The organism is Cellulomonas sp. ICMP 17802 (assembly GCF_041295535.1).
GTDB lineage: Bacteria > Actinomycetota > Actinomycetes > Actinomycetales > Cellulomonadaceae > Cellulomonas.
Map to the genome: position 1 here is coordinate 526627 of NZ_JBGFQZ010000001.1, position 19231 is coordinate 545857.

Genomic DNA, 19231 nt, shown 5'->3' on the forward strand with positions numbered 1-19231 from the left:
GACCCGCCTGCGCGGCCCCGCCCGCCAGGCGCGGCCCCTCGACCGGCTGCACAGCCGTGCCTCGCTGCGTCCGCAGATTCGGTCGCCGGAGCGCATGAATCTGCGGACGTCCTCACCGTGGGCCGCTGACGTCCGCACTTCCGGTCGCGGGAGCGCACGAATCTGCGGACGTCCTCACCGTTGGCCACCGACGTCCGCAGTTCCGGTCGCGGGGGCGCTCGAGTGTGCGGACGTCGCCGGTGCCGGAGTCAGGCGTGGGGGGTCCAGCCCCGGTTGCGGAGCGCGCGCTCGACGGCGTCGAGATGGCGACCCGGATCGAGCCGGAGACCCAGGCTCGGCACGCGCAGCACGATCTCGCCACTCAGCGCGATCTCGTTGTGCCGGAGGCTGTCGTCGATCCAGCGATCGGGCTGGAGATGGCCCACACCGTCGACCTCGACCACCACGCGCCAGCGTCGCCATCGGACGTCGAGGTACGCGCGCCCCCCGGGACGGGAGACCACGACCTGGCGATCGGGCTCGGGCAGGCCGCGGCGGCGGCACAGCGCGGAGAAGTCGAGCTCGTTCAGCGATCGGACGCCGTCGGTCACGTCCAGGAGCACCGTGCGGAGGAACGCTCGGCGCTTGTCCCGTTGCACCCGATCGAGGACCTCGGCGACAGCGGTGGCGCTCGTCAGCCTCTGCTGCACAGCGGCGACGAGGAGGAGGGCCGCTTCCCGGTCCGTGCGCGCCCACAGGGCTGCCTGGGCGGTGGCGACGTCCGGCCTCGTACGGGGGATGCCGGTCCCGACGACGTCTTCGTCGCGCCACCGTCGCGTCTCGTGCAGGCGGACGTCGGACGTCGTCGACACCGGATGCGACGACTTGGGTGCGCAGACGTGGACCAGGCCGTCACCGGCGATTCCCTCGAGCCCCGCGACGTGCAGGGAGGTGACCCCACCGAGCGCAGCGCGCGGCGCGGACCCACGGGCCGCCTGCGGCGCGCACTCGAGCACCGCGAGCCAGAGGTCCGGTCGATCGTCGCGCCCGCACGGCCGGACGACGAGGCTGCGCCTCCCCGCGGGCAACCAGCGCTCCGCCGAGACCTCCGCACGCAGCTGCGAGGGCGTCAGTCCAAGCGCGAGGGCCTGCGACCGGGCGACCAGGCCGGCCTGGCGCGCGGCGAGCTCCCGCACCGCGGATCGGCGGAGGGCTCGGTCGGGTGTGGGTGGCACCGAGCGAGCGTGCGTCTCACCGGCGCGACATGGGCCCCGCGACGACCGTTCGGTGGAGGAGCCGTCGTGTCAGCCACCCTGTGGACGTCTCGAGCTGAGGGTGAGACGTCCGCACATCAGAGCGCCGGAGCGACCGAATGTGCGGACGCGAGGCCCTCATGAGCGCAACGTCCGCACGATCGGTTGCCGGGGCGACCGAATGTGCGGACGTTGCGGGAAACCGGGCTCAGTGGGCGTAGTAGTTGGTGTCGATCGCGCGCTGGCGGCTGCGCTCGATCTCCGCCTCGGCCTCGGAGCGGCCCGTCCAGTGGGCGCCCTCCACCGACTTGCCGGGCTCGAGGTCCTTGTAGACCTCGAAGAAGTGCTGGATCTCGAGGCGGTGGAAGTCGGACACGTCGTCGATGTCCTGGCGCCAGGCGGCGCGCTGGTCGCCGGTCGGGACGCAGAGCACCTTGTCGTCGCCGCCGGCCTCGTCGCGCATGCGGAACATGCCCAGCGCCCGGCAGCGGATGAGGCAGCCGGGGAACGTCGGCTCCTCGAGCAGCACCAGCGCGTCCAGCGGGTCGCCGTCCTCACCGAGGGTGCCCTCGATGAAGCCGTAGTCGTCGGGGTACCGCGTCGAGGTGAACAGCATGCGGTCGAGACGGATACGCCCCGTCGCGTGGTCCACCTCGTACTTGTTGCGCTGGCCCTTCGGGATCTCGATCGTGACGTCGAACTCCACAGCTCTCCTCCGGCCCACGTCCGCGCCCCGCGAATGGACCGGCGGTCGCGCGACACTCGTCGTCGTGCGGCGCGCCGGGATGTCAGGGGCGCCCTTGTCTCGGACAGTAGTCTGACGCACCGCGGGACGCGGCGTCCCACCGAGGATCGAGCGGGGCAGGGTGACGATGACCACAGCGGCGAGGGTCGTCGGCACCGGCCTGCTCGTGGTCGTGCTGGCCGGCGCCGCGTACGTGACGGCGGACGCGTACGACGTGGTGCCGGGCATGGTGACGCTCCAGGAGCCGCCCCCGGACCCGCTGTCGTTCCCCACGGCGCCGGGCGCGGTCGAGCCCACGACGACGGTCCCGGCGCTGACGGACCTCGACCCGCAGGCGCCCGTGCCGGCCGACGCGAAGGTCCAGGCGCTCGTCGACGGCCTGGTGAAGGACCCGCGCATGGGCACGAGCGTCGGGGTGGTCGTCGCGGACCAGCTCACGGGCGACGTGCTGGCCGGCCACCTGCCGGAGGACGGCCGGACGCCGGCGTCGACGGCCAAGCTGGTCACCGCGATCGCGTCGCTCGACACGCTGGGCCCCGACGTCACGTTGCCGACGAGCGTCGTGCGCGGCCCGGGCAGCAGCATCGTGCTGGTCGGCGGCGGGGACATGATGCTCGCCGCGGGGGCCGGCGACCCCGACGCGGTCGAGGGCCACGCCGGCCTGGGCGACCTGGCGACGCAGGTGGCCAAGGCCCTGCAGCTCGAGGGCGTCACCACGGTGAGCCTGGGGTTCGACGACTCGCTGTTCGCCAGTCCGACGCTGAGCCCCACCTGGAACCCGGCGGACATCGCGGCGGGGTTCGTCGCGCCGGTCACCGCGCTCGCGGTCGACACCGCCAAGATCAGCCCCGGCGAGTACCCGCCGCGCTACCCGGACCCGTCGCTCGCGGCCGCCAAGACGTTCGCGCAGCGCCTGACCGAGGCCGGGATCACGGTCGACGGCACGCCGAGCCGCACGGGGAAGCCGGAGGGCGGCCGCGAGATCGGCGTGGTGCAGTCCGCGCCGCTCGACGGGATCGTGCACCACTTCCTCGACACCTCCGACAACACGATCACCGAGGTGGTCAGCCGGCTCGTCGCGATCCACGAGGGGCTGCCGCCCAGCTTCGAGGGCGGCGCGACGGCCGTGCTGCACGCGGTGGCGGTGGCGGGCATCGACACGCACGGCGCGCACCTGGTGGACGCGTCGGGCCTCGGCGCCGGCTCGGTGCTGCCGCCCGACCTGCTGCTGGGCCTGCTGCGCCTGGCCACGGACCCGGCGCACGGGGTGCTGCGCGACGTCGCCACCGGTATGCCGATCGGGGGCCTGACGGGCACGCTGAGCGACCGGTACACGCAGTCGAGCGCCCGCGGGCTGGTGCGCGCGAAGACCGGCAGCCTGCCGCACGTCACCGCGCTGGCCGGGACGGTGCTGGACGCCGACGCCCGGCAGCTCGTGTTCGTCGTGCTGGCGGACGCGACGCCCGACGGGGGCCAGTGGGGGCCGCGCGCGGCGATCGACGCGTTCGTCACGACGCTGTCCGGGTGCGGCTGCGGTTAGTTTGACCGGGTGGACACCCCCGAAGGACCGGTCGACTGGGAGCTCGCCGCCCGCATCGCGGGTCGGCTGGCCCCGCCCGGCCCCACCGCCGACCGCGCCGAGCTGACCGCCCTCGTCGACGAGCTGCGCGACGCCGCCGGGCGCGCCGCGGTGCACGCGTCGGCCATCACGGGGCTGACCGCCGCCGACGGCACGCCGCCGGAGCAGGTCTCGCGGGTGGTCGTGGTCGACCGGGCGCGCTGGGCGCAGGCCAACGCCGGGGTGTTCGCGGCGATGACCGGGCCGCTGGCGACGACGTCGTCGAGCCCCGCGTCCCGGGCCGCCGCGGCGACGCAGGTGGGTGGCGTGCTGGCGCTCCTGTCCGGCAAGGTGCTCGGCCAGTTCGACCCGTTCACGGCGGAGGACGGTCGGGGCCGACTCCTGCTCGTCGCGCCCAACGTGCTGCACCACGAGCGCCGGCTCAAGGTCGACCCGTCGGACTTCCGCCTCTGGGTGGCGCTGCACGAGCAGACGCACGCGCTGCAGTTCGCCGCGGCACCCTGGCTGTCGGCGCACCTGCGCAGCCGCTCGGCCGAGCTGCTGACGGACCTCGTCGCGGACCGGTCGCTGGTCCCGCGCGTGGGCGAGCTCGTGCAGGCCGTCGCGCGTGCGGTGGCGGGGGGTGCCGACGACGGCGTCGGCGTGCTCGACCTGCTCTCCGCGCGGCAGCGCGCGGTGTTCGAGGAGGTCGGGGCCGTGATGGCGCTGCTCGAGGGGCACGCCGACGTGGCGATGGACGAGGTGGGGCCGCGGGTGGTGCCGAGCGTCCGCACGATCCGCAAGGCGTTCGAGGCGCGGCGCGACGAGGCGGCCAAGGCCCGCGGCCTGGACCGCGTGCTGCGCCGGCTGCTGGGCCTGGACACCAAGCTCGCCCAGTACCGCGACGGAGCGGCGTTCGTGCGGGCCGTCCGCGCCGACGTCGGCCTGGACGGGTTCAACGCGGTCTGGGCGTCGGCGGACCGGCTGCCGCTGCCGCAGGAGATCGCCGACCCGCGGGCGTGGGTGCGCCGGGTGCACGGGTGATCCGGCGGCCCCGGTGAGCGGTCCCGCCCCCGCGGTCGCGGCGGTGCGCTCGGCGGTCGCGGCCGCCGTCACCGACCTGCCGGCAGGCTCGCTCGTCCTCGTCGCGTGCTCGGGCGGGCCGGACTCGCTCGCGCTCGCGGCGGGCGCGGCGTTCGTCGCGCAGCGGTCCGCCCGCCGGGGTGCGGGGTGGCGGGCCGCGGCGGTCGTCGTGGACCACGGTCTGCAGCCCGGCTCGGCGCGGGTGGCCGACGACGCCGCCGCGGCCTGCCGGTCACTCGGCCTGGACGCCGAGGTGGTCCGCGTCGTGGTCGACGGCCGTGGCGAGGCCGCCGCGCGCACGGCCCGGTACGCCGCGCTCGGGCGGGTGGCCGACGAGCGCGGGGCCGCCGCCGTGCTGCTGGGCCACACGCTCGACGACCAGGCCGAGACCGTGCTGCTCGGCCTGGCACGGGGGTCGGGCGCGCGGGCGCTGGCGGGCATGCCGGCCGTGCGCGGACCGTTCCGCCGGCCGCTGCTGGGCCTGCGCCGAGCCGACACGGTCGGCGCGTGCGCGGCGCTCGGGCTCACCCCGTGGCAGGACCCGACCAACGAGGCCGGTCATGCGGACGCGGCGCTGCGCAGCCGGGTGCGCGGCGAGGCCCTGCCGACGCTCGAGCGCGTGCTCGGTCCGGGCGTGGCCGAGGCGCTCGCCCGCACGGCGGCCCAGCTGCGCGAGGACGCCGACCTGCTGGACGCGCTCGCGGCCGAGCTGCTCGACGCCGCGCAGACGGACGGGGGGCTCGACGTCGCCGTCCTCGCGCAGGCCCCCGCGGCCCTGCGGACGCGCGCCCTAAGGGCCGCCGCGATCGCCGCCGGCAGCCCCGCGGGAGCCCTGCACCGCAGCCACGTCCTGGCGGTCGACGCGCTGGTCACGGACTGGCACGGGCAGGGTGCCGTCGCCCTCCCCGGCGCGGTCGCGGCCCACCGGGCGTGTGGCAGGCTTGCCCTGGGCCCGGCCCCCGCGTCGTAGCGGGAGCCCGCCGGGCGAATCAGGTGGATCAAGAGGAGCGACTTCGGTGGACCCTGCGGACATGGGCGGCGACCTCGAGCGGGTGCTCCTCAGCGAGGACCAGCTGCACCAGCGGCTCGACGAGATCGCGGCGCAGATCGACGCCGACTACGAGGGCAAGGACCTGCTGCTGGTGGGCGTGCTCAAGGGCGCGGTCATGGTGATGGCGGACCTGGCCCGGCGCCTGCACCACTCAGTGCAGATGGACTGGATGGCGGTCTCGTCGTACGGCTCGGGCACCAAGTCGTCGGGCGTCGTGCGCATCCTCAAGGACCTCGACGCGGACCTCACGGGCCGCCACGTGCTCATCGTCGAGGACATCATCGACTCGGGCCTGACGCTGTCCTGGCTGCTGTCGAACCTGCGCTCGCGCGGGCCGGCCACGGTCGAGATCGCGACCATGCTGCGCAAGCCCGAGGCCTCCAAGGTCGACGTCGACGTGCGGTACGTGGGCTTCGACATCCCGAACGAGTTCGTCGTCGGCTACGGCCTGGACTACGCGGAGAAGTACCGGAACCTGCCGTTCGTCGGCACCCTCGCGCCGCACGTCTACGGGGCCTGAGAACGAGTGCGCCCTCGGTGAACACGGACCGGTTCCCCCAGGAACTCCGTGTAACTTCGAGGCCACCTGTCCCGCGAGCGGAGGTTGAGGGGTTCTGCCCCGATCGCCCATGAACGTCAAGCGACTAGCCCGAGGCCCCATCCTGTGGGTCGTCATCGCCGTGATCCTGCTGTACATCGGCGCCTCCACGCTCGCCCAGCCGCGCATCAGCAAGATCGACACGTCCGACGGCATCTCGCTGCTCGCGGACGGCAAGGTCGAGCAGGCCAAGATCACCGAGGGCGTGCAGCGGGTCGACCTGACGCTCAAGGACGACTTCACCAAGGACGACAAGAACCTGGGCAAGCTGGTCCAGTTCAACTACGTCGTCCCGCAGGGCGAGTCGGTGGTCACCGCGATCGCGGACGCGGACCTGTCCAAGGGCTACACGTCGATCGTCCCGCAGACGTCGTGGTGGAGCAGCCTGCTCGGGCTGGTCCTGCCGTTCGTCATCATCCTGGGCATCTTCTGGTTCCTCATGTCCAACATGCAGGGCGGCGGCTCGCGCGTGATGAGCTTCGGCAAGTCGCGCGCCAAGCTGGTGAACAAGGAGTCCCCGCAGGTCACGTTCTCGGACGTCGCGGGTGTCGACGAGGCGGTCGAGGAGCTCCAGGAGATCAAGGAGTTCCTCGCGGAGCCGGCCAAGTTCCAGGCCGTCGGCGCCAAGATCCCCAAGGGCGTGCTGCTGTACGGCCCGCCCGGCACCGGCAAGACCCTGCTGGCCCGCGCGGTCGCCGGCGAGGCGGGCGTGCCGTTCTACTCGATCTCCGGCTCGGACTTCGTCGAGATGTTCGTCGGCGTCGGCGCCAGCCGCGTCCGTGACCTGTTCAACCAGGCCAAGGAGAACGCCCCGGCGATCATCTTCATCGACGAGATCGACGCCGTCGGCCGCCACCGCGGCGCCGGCATGGGCGGCGGGCACGACGAGCGCGAGCAGACCCTCAACCAGATGCTGGTCGAGATGGACGGCTTCGACGTCAACGCCAACGTCATCCTCATCGCGGCGACCAACCGCCCCGACATCCTCGACCCCGCGCTCCTGCGCCCGGGCCGCTTCGACCGGCAGGTCGCCGTCGACCCGCCCGACCTCAAGGGCCGCGAGCGGATCCTGCAGGTGCACTCGCAGGGCAAGCCCATGGCGCCGCACGTCGACCTCAACGTGGTCGCGCGCCGCACGCCCGGGTTCACGGGTGCGGACCTGGCGAACGTGCTGAACGAGGCCGCGCTGCTGACCGCGCGGACCGGCCAGGCGACCATCACGGACCACACGCTGGACGAGGCGATCGACCGCGTCATCGCGGGGCCGCAGAAGCGCACGCGGATCATGAACTCCAAGGAGATCAAGATCACCGCGTACCACGAGGGCGGTCACGCCCTGGTCGCGGCGGCGCTGCGGTACACCGACCCCGTCACCAAGGTGACGATCCTGCCGCGCGGTCGGGCGCTCGGGTACACGATGGTCATGCCGACCGAGGACAAGTACTCGACCACCCGCAACGAGCTGCTGGACACCCTGTCGTACGCCATGGGCGGCCGCGTCGCCGAGGAGCTCGTGTTCCACGACCCGACGACGGGTGCCAGCAACGACATCGAGAAGGCGACCTCGACGGCCCGCAAGATGGTCACGCAGTTCGGCATGAGCGCGCGGCTCGGCGCGATCCAGCTCGGCCAGGCCTCGGGCGAGGTCTTCATGGGCCGCGACATGGGCCACGGGCGGGACTACTCCGAGGACATCGCGGCGTCGATCGACCTCGAGGTGCGTTCGCTCATCGAGCGCGCGCACGACGAGGCGTGGGAGATCCTGGTCGAGTACCGCGACGTGCTCGACGCGCTGGTGCTCGAGCTGCTCGAGAAGGAGACGCTCAACCAGGAGCAGCTCGCCACGATCTTCGCGCCGATCACCAAGCGGCCGCCGCGCCAGGTCTGGCTGTCCAGCGACCAGCGCGCCGTCTCGGACCGCCCGCCCGTCATGACCCCCGCGGAGAAGGCGGCGCTGAACGGCCACCCGATCATCCCCGAGGACGAGGCGGCGGAGGCCTTCGGTCACCCGAAGGAGCAGATCGTCGAGGTCCCGCCGTCGCAGACCCCGGACGTGTGAGCATGACGGACGGGATCGCGCCGGTGAGCTTCCACGGCACCGCCATCGGCGAGTACGACCAGGACCGGGTCGAGGCGGCCATCCGCGAGCTGCTGATCGCGGTCGGCGAGGACCCGGACCGCGAGGGCCTGCGCGAGACGCCCGCCCGTGTGGCGCGGTCGTACCGCGAGATCTTCGCAGGCCTGTACCAGGAGCCCGCCGACGTCCTGACGACCACCTTCGACATCGGTCACGAGGAGATGGTCCTGGTCAAGGACATCGAGGTGTACTCCACCTGCGAGCACCACCTCGTGCCGTTCCACGGGGTCGCGCACGTCGGGTACATCCCCGGGGTCGACGGCCGCATCACGGGCCTGAGCAAGCTGGCGCGCCTGGTCGACGTGTACGCGCGCCGCCCGCAGGTGCAGGAGCGGCTCACGTCGCAGATCGCCGACGCCCTGGTCACGGAGCTGGAGCCGCGCGGCGTGCTGGTCGTGGTCGAGTGCGAGCACCTGTGCATGTCGATGCGCGGCGTCCGCAAGCCGGGGTCGCGCACGGTGACCTCCGCGGTGCGCGGGCAGATGCGCGACGTGGCCACCCGGGCCGAGGCGATGAGCCTCGTGCTCGGTCGCTGACTGCACCGGCCGCACACCCTAGGCTCGCACCGTGACAGGCCCCTCCGCCCGCCCGGCACCGCTGCCGGCGCGGCTGCACCACCCCCGACGCACGCTCGTCATGGGCGTGGTGAACGTGACCCCCGACTCGTTCTCCGACGGCGGCCGCTGGTTCACGCCCGGCGCGGCGGTGGCCCACGGGCTCGCGCTGCTCGACCAGGGGGCGGACCTGCTGGACGTCGGCGGGGAGTCGACGCGACCGGGCGCGCGGCGGGTCGCGGTCGACGACGAGCTGGCCCGGGTGCTGCCGGTGATCGAGGAGCTGGTGGACCGCGGGGCGACCGTCAGCGTCGACACCACGCGCGCCGTGGTGGCCCGGGCGGCGGTCGGCCGCGGCGCCGCGATCATCAACGACGTCTCGGGCGGCCTGGCCGACGACGCGATGTACGGGGTCGTCGCCGAGACGGGCGTGGTGTACGTGGCCATGCACTGGCGCGGCCACGCGGACGTCATGGACGAGCAGGACGACTACGACGATGTCGTGGCGGACGTGCGGCGCGAGCTCGCCGCCCGCGTGGCAGCGCTGCGCGCCGCGGGCGTCCGCGACGAGCAGGTGGTGCTCGACCCGGGCCTGGGCTTCGCCAAGTCGGGCGCCAGCAACTGGCCGCTGCTCGCGCGCCTGCCCGAGCTGGTCGCCGACGGCTTCCCCGTGCTGGTCGGCGCCAGCCGCAAGCGCTTCCTCGGGCACCTGCTGGCCGGCCCCGACGGGGAGCCCGCGCCGCCGCTCGCGCGCGACCGCGCCACGGCCGCCGTGACGGCGCTGGCCGCCGCCGCTGGGGCCTGGTGCGTGCGGGTGCACGAGGTGGCGGGCTCGGCCGACGCCGTGCGGGTGGCCGCGGCGTGGCAGGGTGCGCACCAGCAGGTCACGGGGACCGGGGAACCGTCCGGCGACGAGGACGAGCTGGCCGTGGACGAGGACGCGAGAACCGGAGGGAGCACGCGGTGACCACGAACGACGAGAGCCGGCAGGACGCGCTGGACGCTGGTGGCCGCCGGCTCGACCAGATCCGGCTGACGGGCATCACGGCCATGGGCTACCACGGCGTGTTCGAGCACGAGCGCCGCGAGGGCCAGACCTTCGTCGCCGACGTCGTGGTCCACCTGGACACCCGCCGCGCGGCAGCCCGCGACGACCTGGCGCACACCCTGAACTACGGCGAGCTGGCCGAGCAGGTGGCGGCGGTGCTCTCGGGCGAGCCGGTCGACCTCATCGAGACCGTGGCCGAGCGCATCGCGGCGACGGTCCTGGCGTCGGGCATCGTGCAGGCCGTCGACGTCGCCGTGCACAAGCCGAACGCGCCCATCCAGGTGCCGTTCGGCGACGTGGTGGTCGCCATCCACCGCGACCGGTCCAAGCTGCCCGCCGCGGAGCCGTACCTCCCGCGCCCCGTCGCCGAGCCGGTCTCGCGGCCGGTGCCCACCGCGACCGCGACGTTCCCGGTGACGCCGGCGCCCGGCGGCCCGGTGGTCGCCGCCGCCACGCCCGCGGCCGGCCCGTGGTCGGATGCGGTCGCGCCCGCGCCGGGCGCGCTGTCGGTGGACGGGCCGGACGCCCCGTCCACGGAGCTCGCCCCCCTGGCGCCCGAGCAGGCCGTCGTGCAGGGCGAGGTGGTCGCCGACGTCCTGGACCAGGTGCCGGGCGGACCGGTCCCGGTCGTCCTCGCGCTCGGCGCCAACCTGGGCCCCGCGCAGGAGACGCTCCGGCAGGCCGTGACCGACCTGGCAGGCACCCCGGGCATCGAGGTGCAGGAGGTCTCGCCGCTGGCGCGGACAGCGGCGGTCGGCGGTCCGGAGCAGTCCGACTACCTCAACGCCGTCGTGCTGGCGACCACCACGCTCGCGGCGCGCGAGCTGCTGCACGCCACGCAGGCGATCGAGCAGGCGCACGGCCGCGAGCGCCAGGAGCACTGGGGCCCGCGGACCCTCGACATCGACATCGTGCTCTACGGGTCGGTCCTCGCCGTGACCGACGACCTCGAGCTGCCGCACCCACGTGCCCACGAGCGCGCGTTCGTGCTGCAGCCGTGGGCGCAGCTGGACCCGCACGCGGTGCTGCCGGGTCTGGGCGGGGGACCGGTGGGAGCGCTGGCGGCGACGGCGCCCGACCGCGAGGGCGTCCGCTGGCTCGCGCTCGACTGGCTCACCGCCCCGATCTCCGCGCTCGGCAACGAGACTGGCGCCGTGCCCGCCGGCGGACCCGGCCCGGAGGCCCTGGACACGTGATGCACCGCACCCGCTGGCAGACCCTGCTGCTGGTCGCCGCCGCCGCAGCCGCCGTCACGTGGATCGTGCTGCGCGCCGTCGTGAACCGGGGCGGCATGCTGCCGTCCGTCTCCTGGCTCGTCGTCGTGGTCGAGCTGCTCATCGCCGGCGTCGTGTTCTCCATGGGCTGGGCGGTGCGGCAGTTCCTGCGCGGCAAGCGGCCCACGCTCGACCCCATCCGGGCGGCCCGCACGGCGGTGCTCGCCAAGGCGTCCTGCTACACGGGCGCCCTGCTGACGGGGTGGTACGGCGGGCAGGTGCTCGCGCTGGTCAGCGACCTGAGCGTGCCGGGCAGCGGCGGCCGCGCCGCGGCCGCCGGGGTCGCCGCGGGCGGCGCGGTGGTGCTCGCGGTGGTCGGCCTGGTGGTGGAGTGGTTCTGCCGCGTCCCGCCCCCCGAGGAGGGCGCGGAGGCCGCGCGGGAGCACCCCGCGACCGATCCCAGCGCCACCTGATCCGGTGGGAGGATGACCGCATGACCTCCGACGCCGTCCCCGGCACGCGCGAGCCGTTCGACCCCGCCGACGTCACCTGGACCCCGGTGTCGCGGCGGCTGGTGGGCGCCCGGCTGACCGTCACCGCGATCGTGCTGTCGCCGGTGCTGGTGGCCCTCGTCCTGCTCGCGGTGCTCGTCGGCGACGCGTGGCTGTGGGTGTTCCCCGGGGCGGTCGCGCTGCTCGCGCTGTGGATCGCGTGGCTGGTGCCGCGCCAGGTGGGGGCCATGGCCTACGCCGAGCGCGCGGACGACCTGCTGGTGCGGCGCGGCATCATGTTCCGCTCGCTCGTGGTCGTGCCCTACGGCCGCATGCAGTACGTCGACGTCAACGCGGGCCCGCTCGCCCGCCGGTTCCAGATCGCCTCCGTGCAGCTGCACACGGCGTCCCCGGCCACGAGCGCCTCGATCGACGGCCTTCCGCCCCACGAGGCCGCGCGCCTGCGCGACCGGATGGCGTCGCGGGGCGAGGCGCGGCTGGCGGGGCTGTGACCAGCGCACCGGACGTCGAGACCGAGAGCGACGAGGGCATCACCGGCTGGCGGCGGATGCATCCGGTCACCCCGGCGCTCAAGGGGTGGAAGGTGCTCGTCGCGGTCCTGGCCATCGGCTGGTTCCAGATCGGCGAGAACCTCAAGCAGGCCATCGACCTCATGCACGGCACGGCGTTCCTGGCGCTGATCGGGTCGATCATCCTGGTCGGCCTGATCGGGTTCGCGTACTCGGCGGTCGCGTGGCGCGTGACGCGGTTCGCGGTGACCGACGAGGCCGTGCACCTGCGCACCGGCATCCTGTTCCGCCAGCAGCGCCAGGCGCGGCTGGACCGGCTGCAGGCGGTCGACGTGGTGCAGCCGCTGCTCGCCCGGCTGGTCGGCCTGGCCGAGCTCAAGCTCGAGGTCGCCGGCGGCAGCGGGTCGGCGGTCTCGCTCGCGTTCCTGCGCGAGAGCGAGGCCGAGGCGCTGCGCGCGGAGCTGCTGGCGCTGGCCGCCGGCCTGCGGCGACCCGCGGCGGCGCCGGCGCCGGTGGTCGACGACGGCGCGACCCCCGCACCCGCCCCGCCCGCCACCCCGGAGCCGTTCGAGGTCGCGCCCGAGCGGCAGGTCTACGAGCTGCCCATGGGCCGCCTGGTCGCCGCGACGCTGCGGTCCGGCGTGGTGCCCGTGCTGCTGCTGCTCGTCGCCGGCGCGATCACGATCGGCATCGTCTCGCGGGACGTCAGCGCGGCGTTCGCGCTGGTGGCGCCCGTGTTCGGTGGCATCACGTTCGTCTGGAGCCGGATCAACCAGGGCGCCAACTTCCGCGCCGCCATCTCGCCCGACGGCATCCGGCTGCGGCACGGGCTCACGGAGGCGCGCGCCCAGACCGTGCCGCCGGGGCGGGTGCAGGCGATCCGGCTGCGCCAGGGCCCGCTGTGGCGCGGCCCGGACTACTGGCGCGTCGAGATCAACGTGGCGGGCTACGGGCAGGGCGACCAGCAGCAGCGCGACACCGTGCTGCACCCGGTGGCCACGCGCGGCGAGGCGATGACCGCCCTCTGGCTCGTGCTGCCCGACCTGGGGGTCGCCGACCCCGCGGCGCTGCTCGACGCCGCGCTGTCGGGCAAGGACACGGACGGCGGCTTCACGGCGGCCCCCCGGCGCGCGCGGTGGGTCGACCCCGTGGGCTGGCGACGCCACGGCGTGCGGGTCACGGACCGCGCCCTGGTCACGCGGTCCGGCCGGATCTGGCGCAACGTCGACGTCGTGCCGCACGAGCGCACGCAGTCGCTGGGCATCGCGCAGGGACCCGTCCAGCGGCGGCTCGGGCTGGCGTCCTTCGTGCTGCACTCGACGCCGGGCCCGGTGGCCCCCCGCGTGGACCACCTCGACGCGGGCGTGGCCGCGGCGCTGCTCGACGAGCAGGCCGAGCGCGCCCGCAACGCCCGCGCGACCGCGACGCCCGAGCAGTGGATGCGGGCCGTGGGTGCCCCGACCCCGGTCGCGCCGGAGCCCCCCGCCGACGAGCACGCGGGACCGGCCTCGTGACCCCACCGGACCCGGCCTCCCGCCCGGGCCGGCTCGGCGTCGGCGTCGTCGGCACCGGCCGCGTCGGCGCGGTGCTGGGCAGCGCGCTGCGGGCAGCCGGGCACCCGGTGGTCGCGGTGTCGGCCATCTCCGAGGAGTCGCGCGAGCGGGCCGCCGCCCTGCTGCCCGGCGTGCCCGTGCTCGACATCCCCGAGGTGGTGCGCCGGGCCGAGCTCGTGCTGCTCACGGTCCCCGACGACGCGCTGCCCGACCTGGTGCGCGGGCTGGCGGACCTGGGCGCGTGGCAGGTGGGCCAGATCGTCGTGCACACGTCGGGGCGGTTCGGCGTCGACGTGCTCGGTCCCGCCCGCGCGGCCGGCGTGATCCCGCTGGCCCTGCACCCGGCGATGACGTTCACCGGCACGTCGCTGGACCTCGCCCGGCTGGTGGGCTGCTCGTTCGCGGTCACCGCTCCGGCGCCCGTGCTGCCCATCGGGCAGGCGCTCGTGGTCGAGGTCGGCGGCGAGCCCGTCGTGCTGGCGGAGGAGGCGCGCGGGCTGTACCACGCCGCGCTGGCGCACGGGGCCAACCACCTCGTGGTGCTGGTCGCACAGGCGGCGCAGGCCCTCGCCGCGGCGGGCGTCGCGGACCCCGGCCGGATGCTCGCGCCGCTGCTCGAGGCGGCGCTCGACGGCGCCCTGCGGGCGGAGGCCGCCGGTGGGCCGGGGGCCATCACCGCGCTCACGGGGCCGGTGCGCCGCGGCGACGCGGGGACGGTCCGCGAGCACGGTGTGGCGCTCACCACGTTCGCCGCGGCATCGGGGGCGGTCGACGTCGTCGCGGGATACCGTGCCCTGGCGCGCTCGGCGACGGGCCGCGCCCTGGCCGCCGGCCTGATCAGCCCGGCGGCAGCCCAGGAGCTGCTGGACGCCGTGGCGAGCACGCGGGAGCCGGGCATCGACGGGGACGCCGGGACGTTGCAGGTGGAGGACGGGCCGAGCCCGCAGGAGGACGAATGACCACGCAGACCACCACGCCGACGCTCGTGCACACGCGCGGCGCGCTGGCCGCGGCGCTCGCGGTGCAGGACGTGCAGGCGGTCCCGCGCACCGAGAGCAGCGCGGGCGGCGTCGGCACCGCCCACACGGCCCGCCCGTACCGGCGCGCGGTCGTCATGACGATGGGCGCCCTGCACGCCGGCCACCTGTCGCTCGTCGCGCGCGCGCGCGAGCTGGCGGACGCGGTCGTGGTGACCATCTTCGTCAACCCGCTGCAGTTCTCCCCGTCGGAGGACCTGGCCCGGTACCCGCGCGACCTGGAGCGCGACCTCGCGCTGCTGTCGGGCCCGGGCCTGCTGGGCCCCGACGACATCGTGTTCGCGCCCGGCCCCGAGGTGGTGTACCCCGACGGCGACCCCGTCGTGCGGGTGAGCGCGGGCGCGATCGGCGACGTGCTCGAGGGCGCCAGCCGCCCCGGCCACCTCGACGGCGTGCTCACGGTCGTGCTCAAGCTCCTGCACCTCACGCGCCCCGAGGTCGCGCTGTTCGGCGCCAAGGACGCCCAGCAGCTGGCCGCCGTGCGTCGCATGGTGCGGGACCTCGACGTGCCGGTGACCGTGGTGGGCGCGCCGATCGTGCGCGACGACGACGGGATCGCCCTCTCGAGCCGCAACGCGTACCTCAGCGCCGACGAGCGCCGCCGCGCCCTCGGGCTGTCGCGCGCCGTGCGGTCCACGGGCGGTGCCGACGAGATCCGCGCGGCCGCCCGGCGCGCGCTCGCCGACGTCGACGTCGACTACGTCGCCCTGGTGGACCCGGACACGTTCGCCGAGGTCCCGCCGGGGTTCGTCGGCGAGGCCCTGCTGCTCGTCGCAGCCACCGTGGGCTCGACGCGGCTCATCGACAACGCCCTGGTGGAGGTGCGCCCGTGACGGCGCTGACCCGCACGATGATGACCGGCAAGATCCACCGCGCGACCGTGACGCAGGCCGACCTGCACTACGTCGGGTCGATCACGGTCGACCAGGACCTGCTGGTCGCGGCCGACATCCTGCCGGGGCAGCAGGTGGACGTCGTCGACGTCACCACCGGCGCCCGGCTGACCACGTACGCCATCGCGGGCGAGCCCGGGTCGGGCCAGGTGTGCGTCAACGGCGCCGCCGCCCACCTGGTGCACCCCGGCGACGTCGTCATCCTCATCGCCTACGGGCAGCTGCCCGACGCCGAGGCCCGCACGTACGAGCCGCGCGTGGTGCTCGTGGACGGCGCCAACCGGGTGGCGGACGTGGGTGGCGACCCCGGGCGGGTCCCCGACGGCTGGCCGGGCCTGGTGCCGAGCGGCATCCCGCTGGCGACGGCCCGCCGGTGACCGCCGTCGCGAGCACGCCCCCGAGCACCGAGCCCCTCGTGGTCGGTCGCCTGGCCACCCGCCTGGCCGCGCCCGAGCCGGGCTGGACCGTCGAGGCCGACGCGGTCGTCGTCGGCTCCGGCATCGCGGGCCTGACCGCCGCGCTCGAGCTGCGCACCCGCGTGCCCCGCGTCCTGCTGGTGACCAAGGACATCCTCGCGTCGGGGTCCACCGTGTGGGCCCAGGGGGGCATCGCGGCCGCCCTCGACCCGTCGGACTCGCCCGCCGCGCACCTGCAGGACACGCTCGTGGCCGGGGCGGGGCTGTGCGACCCGCGTGCCGTCGAGGTGCTGGTGACCGAGGGGCCGGCGCGCGTGCGTGAGCTGGTCGCCCGCGGTGCCGTCTTCGACACCGCGCCCGACGGCTCGATCTCGCTGACCCGCGAGGGCGGACACCACGCCGACCGGATCGCGCACGCCGGCGGCGACGCCACGGGCGCGGAGATCTCGCGGGCGCTGGTCGCCCAGATCGAGGCGGTCCGCGACGACCCGGGCATCGAGGTCATCGAGCACGCCCTGGTGCTCGACGTGCTCACCGGCCCGCCGGGACCCGACGGCGCGCCCGGCCGGGCCTGCGGCGTCACGCTGCACGTGATCGGCGAGGGGCAGCGAGACGGCGTCGGCGCCGCGCTGGGCCGCGCCGTGGTGCTGGCGACCGGGGGCATCGGCCAGGTGTTCCGGTCCTCCACCAACCCGGCGCAGGCGACCGGCGACGGGATCGCGGCGGCGCTGCGCGCGGGCGCGACGCTGGGCGACGTGGAGTTCGTGCAGTTCCACCCGACCGTGCTCTGGCTCGGCTCGGGCGTGAAGGGGCAGCTGACGCTCGTCTCGGAGGCGGTTCGCGGCGAGGGCGCGCTGCTGCTGGACACCGATGGCGTGCGGTTCATGCCCGACGTGCACCCGATGGCCGAGCTGGCGCCGCGGGACGTGGTCGCGCACGCGATCGTGCGCCGCATGGCCGCCACTGGCTCGGACCACGTCTGGCTCGACGCCCGGCACCTCGGCGCCGACTTCCTGCGCCAGCGCTTCCCGACGATCAACGAGCGGCTGCTCGAGCACGGCATCGACATGACGACCGACCTCGTCCCGGTCGCGCCGGCGCAGCACTACCACTCGGGCGGCGTGGCCACGGACCTGGTCGGGCGCACCAGCCTGGCTGGCCTGTACGCGGTCGGCGAGGTGGCCTGCACCGGGGTGCACGGCGCCAACCGGCTCGCGTCGAACTCGCTGCTCGAGGGCCTGGTCTTCGCCACCCGGGCCGCCCGGCACATCGCCGAGCAGGTCCGCGCCGGCGCCCTCACCCCGCTCGCGCCCGTGACCCGGCCCGGGGACGAGGCGCTGGTCGCCGCCGCGTCGCGCGCCCGGGTGCAGCGGATCGCCTCGGAGGGGCCCGGCCCCCTGCGCTCGGGCGACGGGCTGCGGCGCGCCGTGTCCGCGCTCGCCGCCGTGCCCACCGACGCCCACCTGCGCACCGACGAGGGTCGGCGGCTCGCCGCCCCGCAGGTGGCCGAGTGGGAGACGACGAACGTGCACCAGGTGGCGACCGTGCTGACGGCGGCCGCCCTGGAGCGCGAGGAGAGCCGCGGGGGACACGCCCGCAGCGACTTCCCGCTGACCGACCCGGCGTGGCGGGTCCGGCTGGAGGCCTCGCTCGACGCCGACGGCACCCTGGTGACGCGGCGGGTCTCGCTGACGTGAGCGAGGTCGCGCTGCGGGAGGCCACGCGGGCGGACCTGGACCGGATCCTCGAGCTGCTCGCGGACGACGCGATCGCGGCCGGGCGGACCACCGGCCTCGGTGCCGGGGAGCTGGCGGCGTTCGAGGTCATCGCGTCCGACCCGCACAACGAGCTGGTGGTCGCCGAGCTCGACGGCCGGGTGGTCGGCGTCATGCAGCTCACCTACATCCCCGGCCTGACGCGCCGCGGCGCCACCCGGCTGCACGTCGAGGCGGTCCGCGTGGACTCGGCGCTGCGCGGCCGCGGGATCGGCCGGACGATGATGCTCGGCGCCCACGACCGCGGCCGGGCGCGCGGCTGCACGCTGGCGCAGCTGACGTCGGACAAGGACCGGGCCGACGCCCACCGCTTCTACCGCTCGCTGGGCTACGCGCAGTCCCACGAGGGCTTCAAGCTCGTGCTCTGACGGCGGCACACGCCGTGCCCGCGGGCGCGGGTAGCGTGACGCCGTGATCGAACAGATCGAGCCCGGACTCGACCCCGCATGGATCGCGCGCACCGTGACGACCGCTCTCGACGAGGACCTCGGCCCGGCCCCCGGCCGCGACGTCACCACGCAGTCGACCATCCCCCGCGAGGCCGTCGGGGCGGCGGACCTGGTCGCGCGGCAGGACGGCGTGGTCGCCGGGCTGGTGGTGGTGCCGGAGGTCCTCGGGCAGGTGGCGGGCCGGCTCGGGCTGCCTGCGCCGTCGGTCGACCAGCGCGTGGCGGACGGCTCGCGGGTGGCGCGCGGGGACGTGCTCGCGGTGCTGCGCGGCCCGGTGCAGGTGCTCCTCGTCGCCGAGCGGACCCTGCTCAACCTCGCCTCCCGCGCGTCCGGGGTGGCCACCCACACGCGCCGCTGGGCCGACGCCCTGGAGGGCACGGGCGCACGGGTGCTCGACACCCGCAAGACCACGCCCGGGCTGCGGGCGCTCGAGAAGTACGCGGTGCGCTGCGGCGGCGGCACCAACAAGCGCATGGGCCTGTACGACGTGGCGATGGTGAAGGACAACCACGTGGTGGCCGCCGGCTCGGTGTCGGCGGCGATCGACGCCGTGCGCGCGGGGTTCCCGGACGTGACCGTCCAGGTCGAGGCGGACACCCTGGCCCAGGCGCTCGAGGCCGTCGCGGCGGGTGCGCGGTTCCTGCTGCTCGACAACATGCCGACGCCGCTGCTCGCGCAGGTGGTGTCCGCCGTCCGCGCGGCCCAGGACGGGGTCGAGCTCGAGGCCACCGGCAACCTCACGCTCGACCGCGCCCGGGAGGTCGCGTCGACGGGGGTCGACTACCTGTCGGTGGGCGGTCTGACGCACTCGTCGCCGATCCTCGACCTGGCGCTGGACCTCGAGGCACCCGCCCGGGTGTGACGCGG

Annotated in this window: 19 protein-coding genes; 17 read left to right on the forward strand and 2 right to left on the reverse strand. The window is 75.2% G+C overall.

Translation table 11 applies throughout. The features are described from left to right. Positions 1-248: 248 nt before the first annotated feature. Together AB5970_RS02580 and AB5970_RS02585 are read right to left on the reverse strand one after the other, a co-directional pair. Positions 249-590 carry a hypothetical protein gene (locus tag AB5970_RS02580; RefSeq protein WP_370502330.1) on the reverse strand — a complete coding sequence of 114 codons (342 nt, stop codon included), beginning with the start codon at positions 588-590 and terminating at the stop codon, positions 249-251. Between the two features lie 850 nt (positions 591-1440). Next, the gene (locus AB5970_RS02585) at positions 1441-1938 is read right to left on the reverse strand and encodes an inorganic diphosphatase (protein ID WP_370502331.1); all 498 of its coding nucleotides are present in this window, start codon (positions 1936-1938) and stop codon (positions 1441-1443) included. Between the two features lie 166 nt (positions 1939-2104). Here AB5970_RS02585 and dacB point away from each other — a divergent pair, with 166 nt between their 5' ends. The 17 genes from dacB (at position 2105) to nadC (ending at position 19226) form a co-directional block, all read left to right on the forward strand. Continuing rightward, on the forward strand, positions 2105-3517 hold the full coding sequence (gene dacB, locus AB5970_RS02590) for a D-alanyl-D-alanine carboxypeptidase/D-alanyl-D-alanine endopeptidase (RefSeq protein ID WP_370502332.1): 1413 nt from the start codon (positions 2105-2107) through the stop codon (positions 3515-3517). A 9-nt stretch (positions 3518-3526) separates the two neighbouring features. Beyond that, positions 3527-4579 carry a zinc-dependent metalloprotease gene (locus AB5970_RS02595; protein WP_370502333.1) on the forward strand — a complete coding sequence of 351 codons (1053 nt, stop codon included), beginning with the start codon at positions 3527-3529 and terminating at the stop codon, positions 4577-4579. Positions 4580-4592: 13 nt separating this feature from the next. Continuing rightward, a complete protein-coding gene (tilS, locus tag AB5970_RS02600) occupies positions 4593-5588 on the forward strand; it encodes a tRNA lysidine(34) synthetase TilS (protein WP_370502334.1) in 996 nt (331 codons plus the stop codon). Positions 5589-5634: 46 nt separating this feature from the next. After that, the gene (gene hpt / locus AB5970_RS02605; protein WP_370502335.1) at positions 5635-6189 is read left to right on the forward strand and encodes a hypoxanthine phosphoribosyltransferase; all 555 of its coding nucleotides are present in this window, start codon (positions 5635-5637) and stop codon (positions 6187-6189) included. Between the two features lie 109 nt (positions 6190-6298). After that, on the forward strand, positions 6299-8326 hold the full coding sequence (gene ftsH, locus AB5970_RS02610) for an ATP-dependent zinc metalloprotease FtsH (RefSeq protein WP_370502336.1): 2028 nt from the start codon (positions 6299-6301) through the stop codon (positions 8324-8326). A 2-nt stretch (positions 8327-8328) separates the two neighbouring features. Further along, on the forward strand, positions 8329-8940 hold the full coding sequence (folE, locus tag AB5970_RS02615; RefSeq protein ID WP_370502337.1) for a GTP cyclohydrolase I FolE: 612 nt from the start codon (positions 8329-8331) through the stop codon (positions 8938-8940). A gap of 31 nt (positions 8941-8971) precedes the next feature. Next, entirely contained in the window at positions 8972-9925 is a 954-nt protein-coding gene (gene folP / locus AB5970_RS02620) for a dihydropteroate synthase (protein ID WP_370502338.1), read from the forward strand. Beyond that, positions 9922-11202 carry a 2-amino-4-hydroxy-6-hydroxymethyldihydropteridine diphosphokinase gene (folK, locus tag AB5970_RS02625; protein ID WP_370502339.1) on the forward strand — a complete coding sequence of 427 codons (1281 nt, stop codon included), beginning with the start codon at positions 9922-9924 and terminating at the stop codon, positions 11200-11202. The genes folP and folK overlap by 4 nt, the downstream gene beginning before the upstream one ends. Beyond that, positions 11202-11693 carry a DUF3180 domain-containing protein gene (locus tag AB5970_RS02630; protein WP_370502340.1) on the forward strand — a complete coding sequence of 164 codons (492 nt, stop codon included), beginning with the start codon at positions 11202-11204 and terminating at the stop codon, positions 11691-11693. Before folK ends, AB5970_RS02630 begins: the two co-directional genes overlap by 1 nt. Before the next feature lie 20 nt (positions 11694-11713). Continuing rightward, complete coding sequence (locus tag AB5970_RS02635; RefSeq protein WP_370502341.1) at positions 11714-12223, forward strand: PH domain-containing protein; 510 nt, start codon at positions 11714-11716, stop codon at positions 12221-12223. After that, a complete protein-coding gene (locus AB5970_RS02640; protein WP_370502342.1) occupies positions 12220-13755 on the forward strand; it encodes a PH domain-containing protein in 1536 nt (511 codons plus the stop codon). Before AB5970_RS02635 ends, AB5970_RS02640 begins: the two co-directional genes overlap by 4 nt. After that, the gene (locus AB5970_RS02645) at positions 13752-14753 is read left to right on the forward strand and encodes a Rossmann-like and DUF2520 domain-containing protein (protein ID WP_370502343.1); all 1002 of its coding nucleotides are present in this window, start codon (positions 13752-13754) and stop codon (positions 14751-14753) included. Before AB5970_RS02640 ends, AB5970_RS02645 begins: the two co-directional genes overlap by 4 nt. After that, positions 14750-15664 carry a pantoate--beta-alanine ligase gene (gene panC / locus AB5970_RS02650; RefSeq protein WP_370502344.1) on the forward strand — a complete coding sequence of 305 codons (915 nt, stop codon included), beginning with the start codon at positions 14750-14752 and terminating at the stop codon, positions 15662-15664. The genes AB5970_RS02645 and panC overlap by 4 nt, the downstream gene beginning before the upstream one ends. Then, positions 15661-16101 (forward strand): aspartate 1-decarboxylase, encoded by a 441-nt coding sequence (panD, locus tag AB5970_RS02655; protein WP_370502345.1) that lies wholly within the window; start codon positions 15661-15663, stop codon positions 16099-16101. The genes panC and panD overlap by 4 nt, the downstream gene beginning before the upstream one ends. Then, positions 16098-17837, forward strand: coding sequence for an L-aspartate oxidase (locus AB5970_RS02660; protein ID WP_370502346.1), 1740 nt, complete (start codon positions 16098-16100; stop codon positions 17835-17837). The genes panD and AB5970_RS02660 overlap by 4 nt, the downstream gene beginning before the upstream one ends. After that, positions 17834-18283 carry a GNAT family N-acetyltransferase gene (locus AB5970_RS02665; protein WP_370502347.1) on the forward strand — a complete coding sequence of 150 codons (450 nt, stop codon included), beginning with the start codon at positions 17834-17836 and terminating at the stop codon, positions 18281-18283. The genes AB5970_RS02660 and AB5970_RS02665 overlap by 4 nt, the downstream gene beginning before the upstream one ends. 43 nt (positions 18284-18326) lie before the next feature. Further along, the gene (gene nadC, locus AB5970_RS02670) at positions 18327-19226 is read left to right on the forward strand and encodes a carboxylating nicotinate-nucleotide diphosphorylase (protein WP_370502348.1); all 900 of its coding nucleotides are present in this window, start codon (positions 18327-18329) and stop codon (positions 19224-19226) included. Positions 19227-19231: the final 5 nt, after the last annotated feature.

Bases quoted from the DNA above. Each gene is read 5' to 3' on its own strand.
- folE (WP_370502337.1), top strand. From the start codon at position 8,329: ATGACGGACGGGATCGCGCCGGTGAGCTTCCACGGCACCGCCATCGGC.
- dacB (WP_370502332.1), top strand. From the start codon at position 2,105: ATGACCACAGCGGCGAGGGTCGTCGGCACCGGCCTGCTCGTGGTCGTG.
- AB5970_RS02635 (WP_370502341.1), top strand. From the start codon at position 11,714: ATGACCTCCGACGCCGTCCCCGGCACGCGCGAGCCGTTCGACCCCGCC.
- ftsH (WP_370502336.1), top strand. From the start codon at position 6,299: ATGAACGTCAAGCGACTAGCCCGAGGCCCCATCCTGTGGGTCGTCATC.
- panC (WP_370502344.1), top strand. From the start codon at position 14,750: ATGACCACGCAGACCACCACGCCGACGCTCGTGCACACGCGCGGCGCG.
- AB5970_RS02630 (WP_370502340.1), top strand. From the start codon at position 11,202: ATGCACCGCACCCGCTGGCAGACCCTGCTGCTGGTCGCCGCCGCCGCA.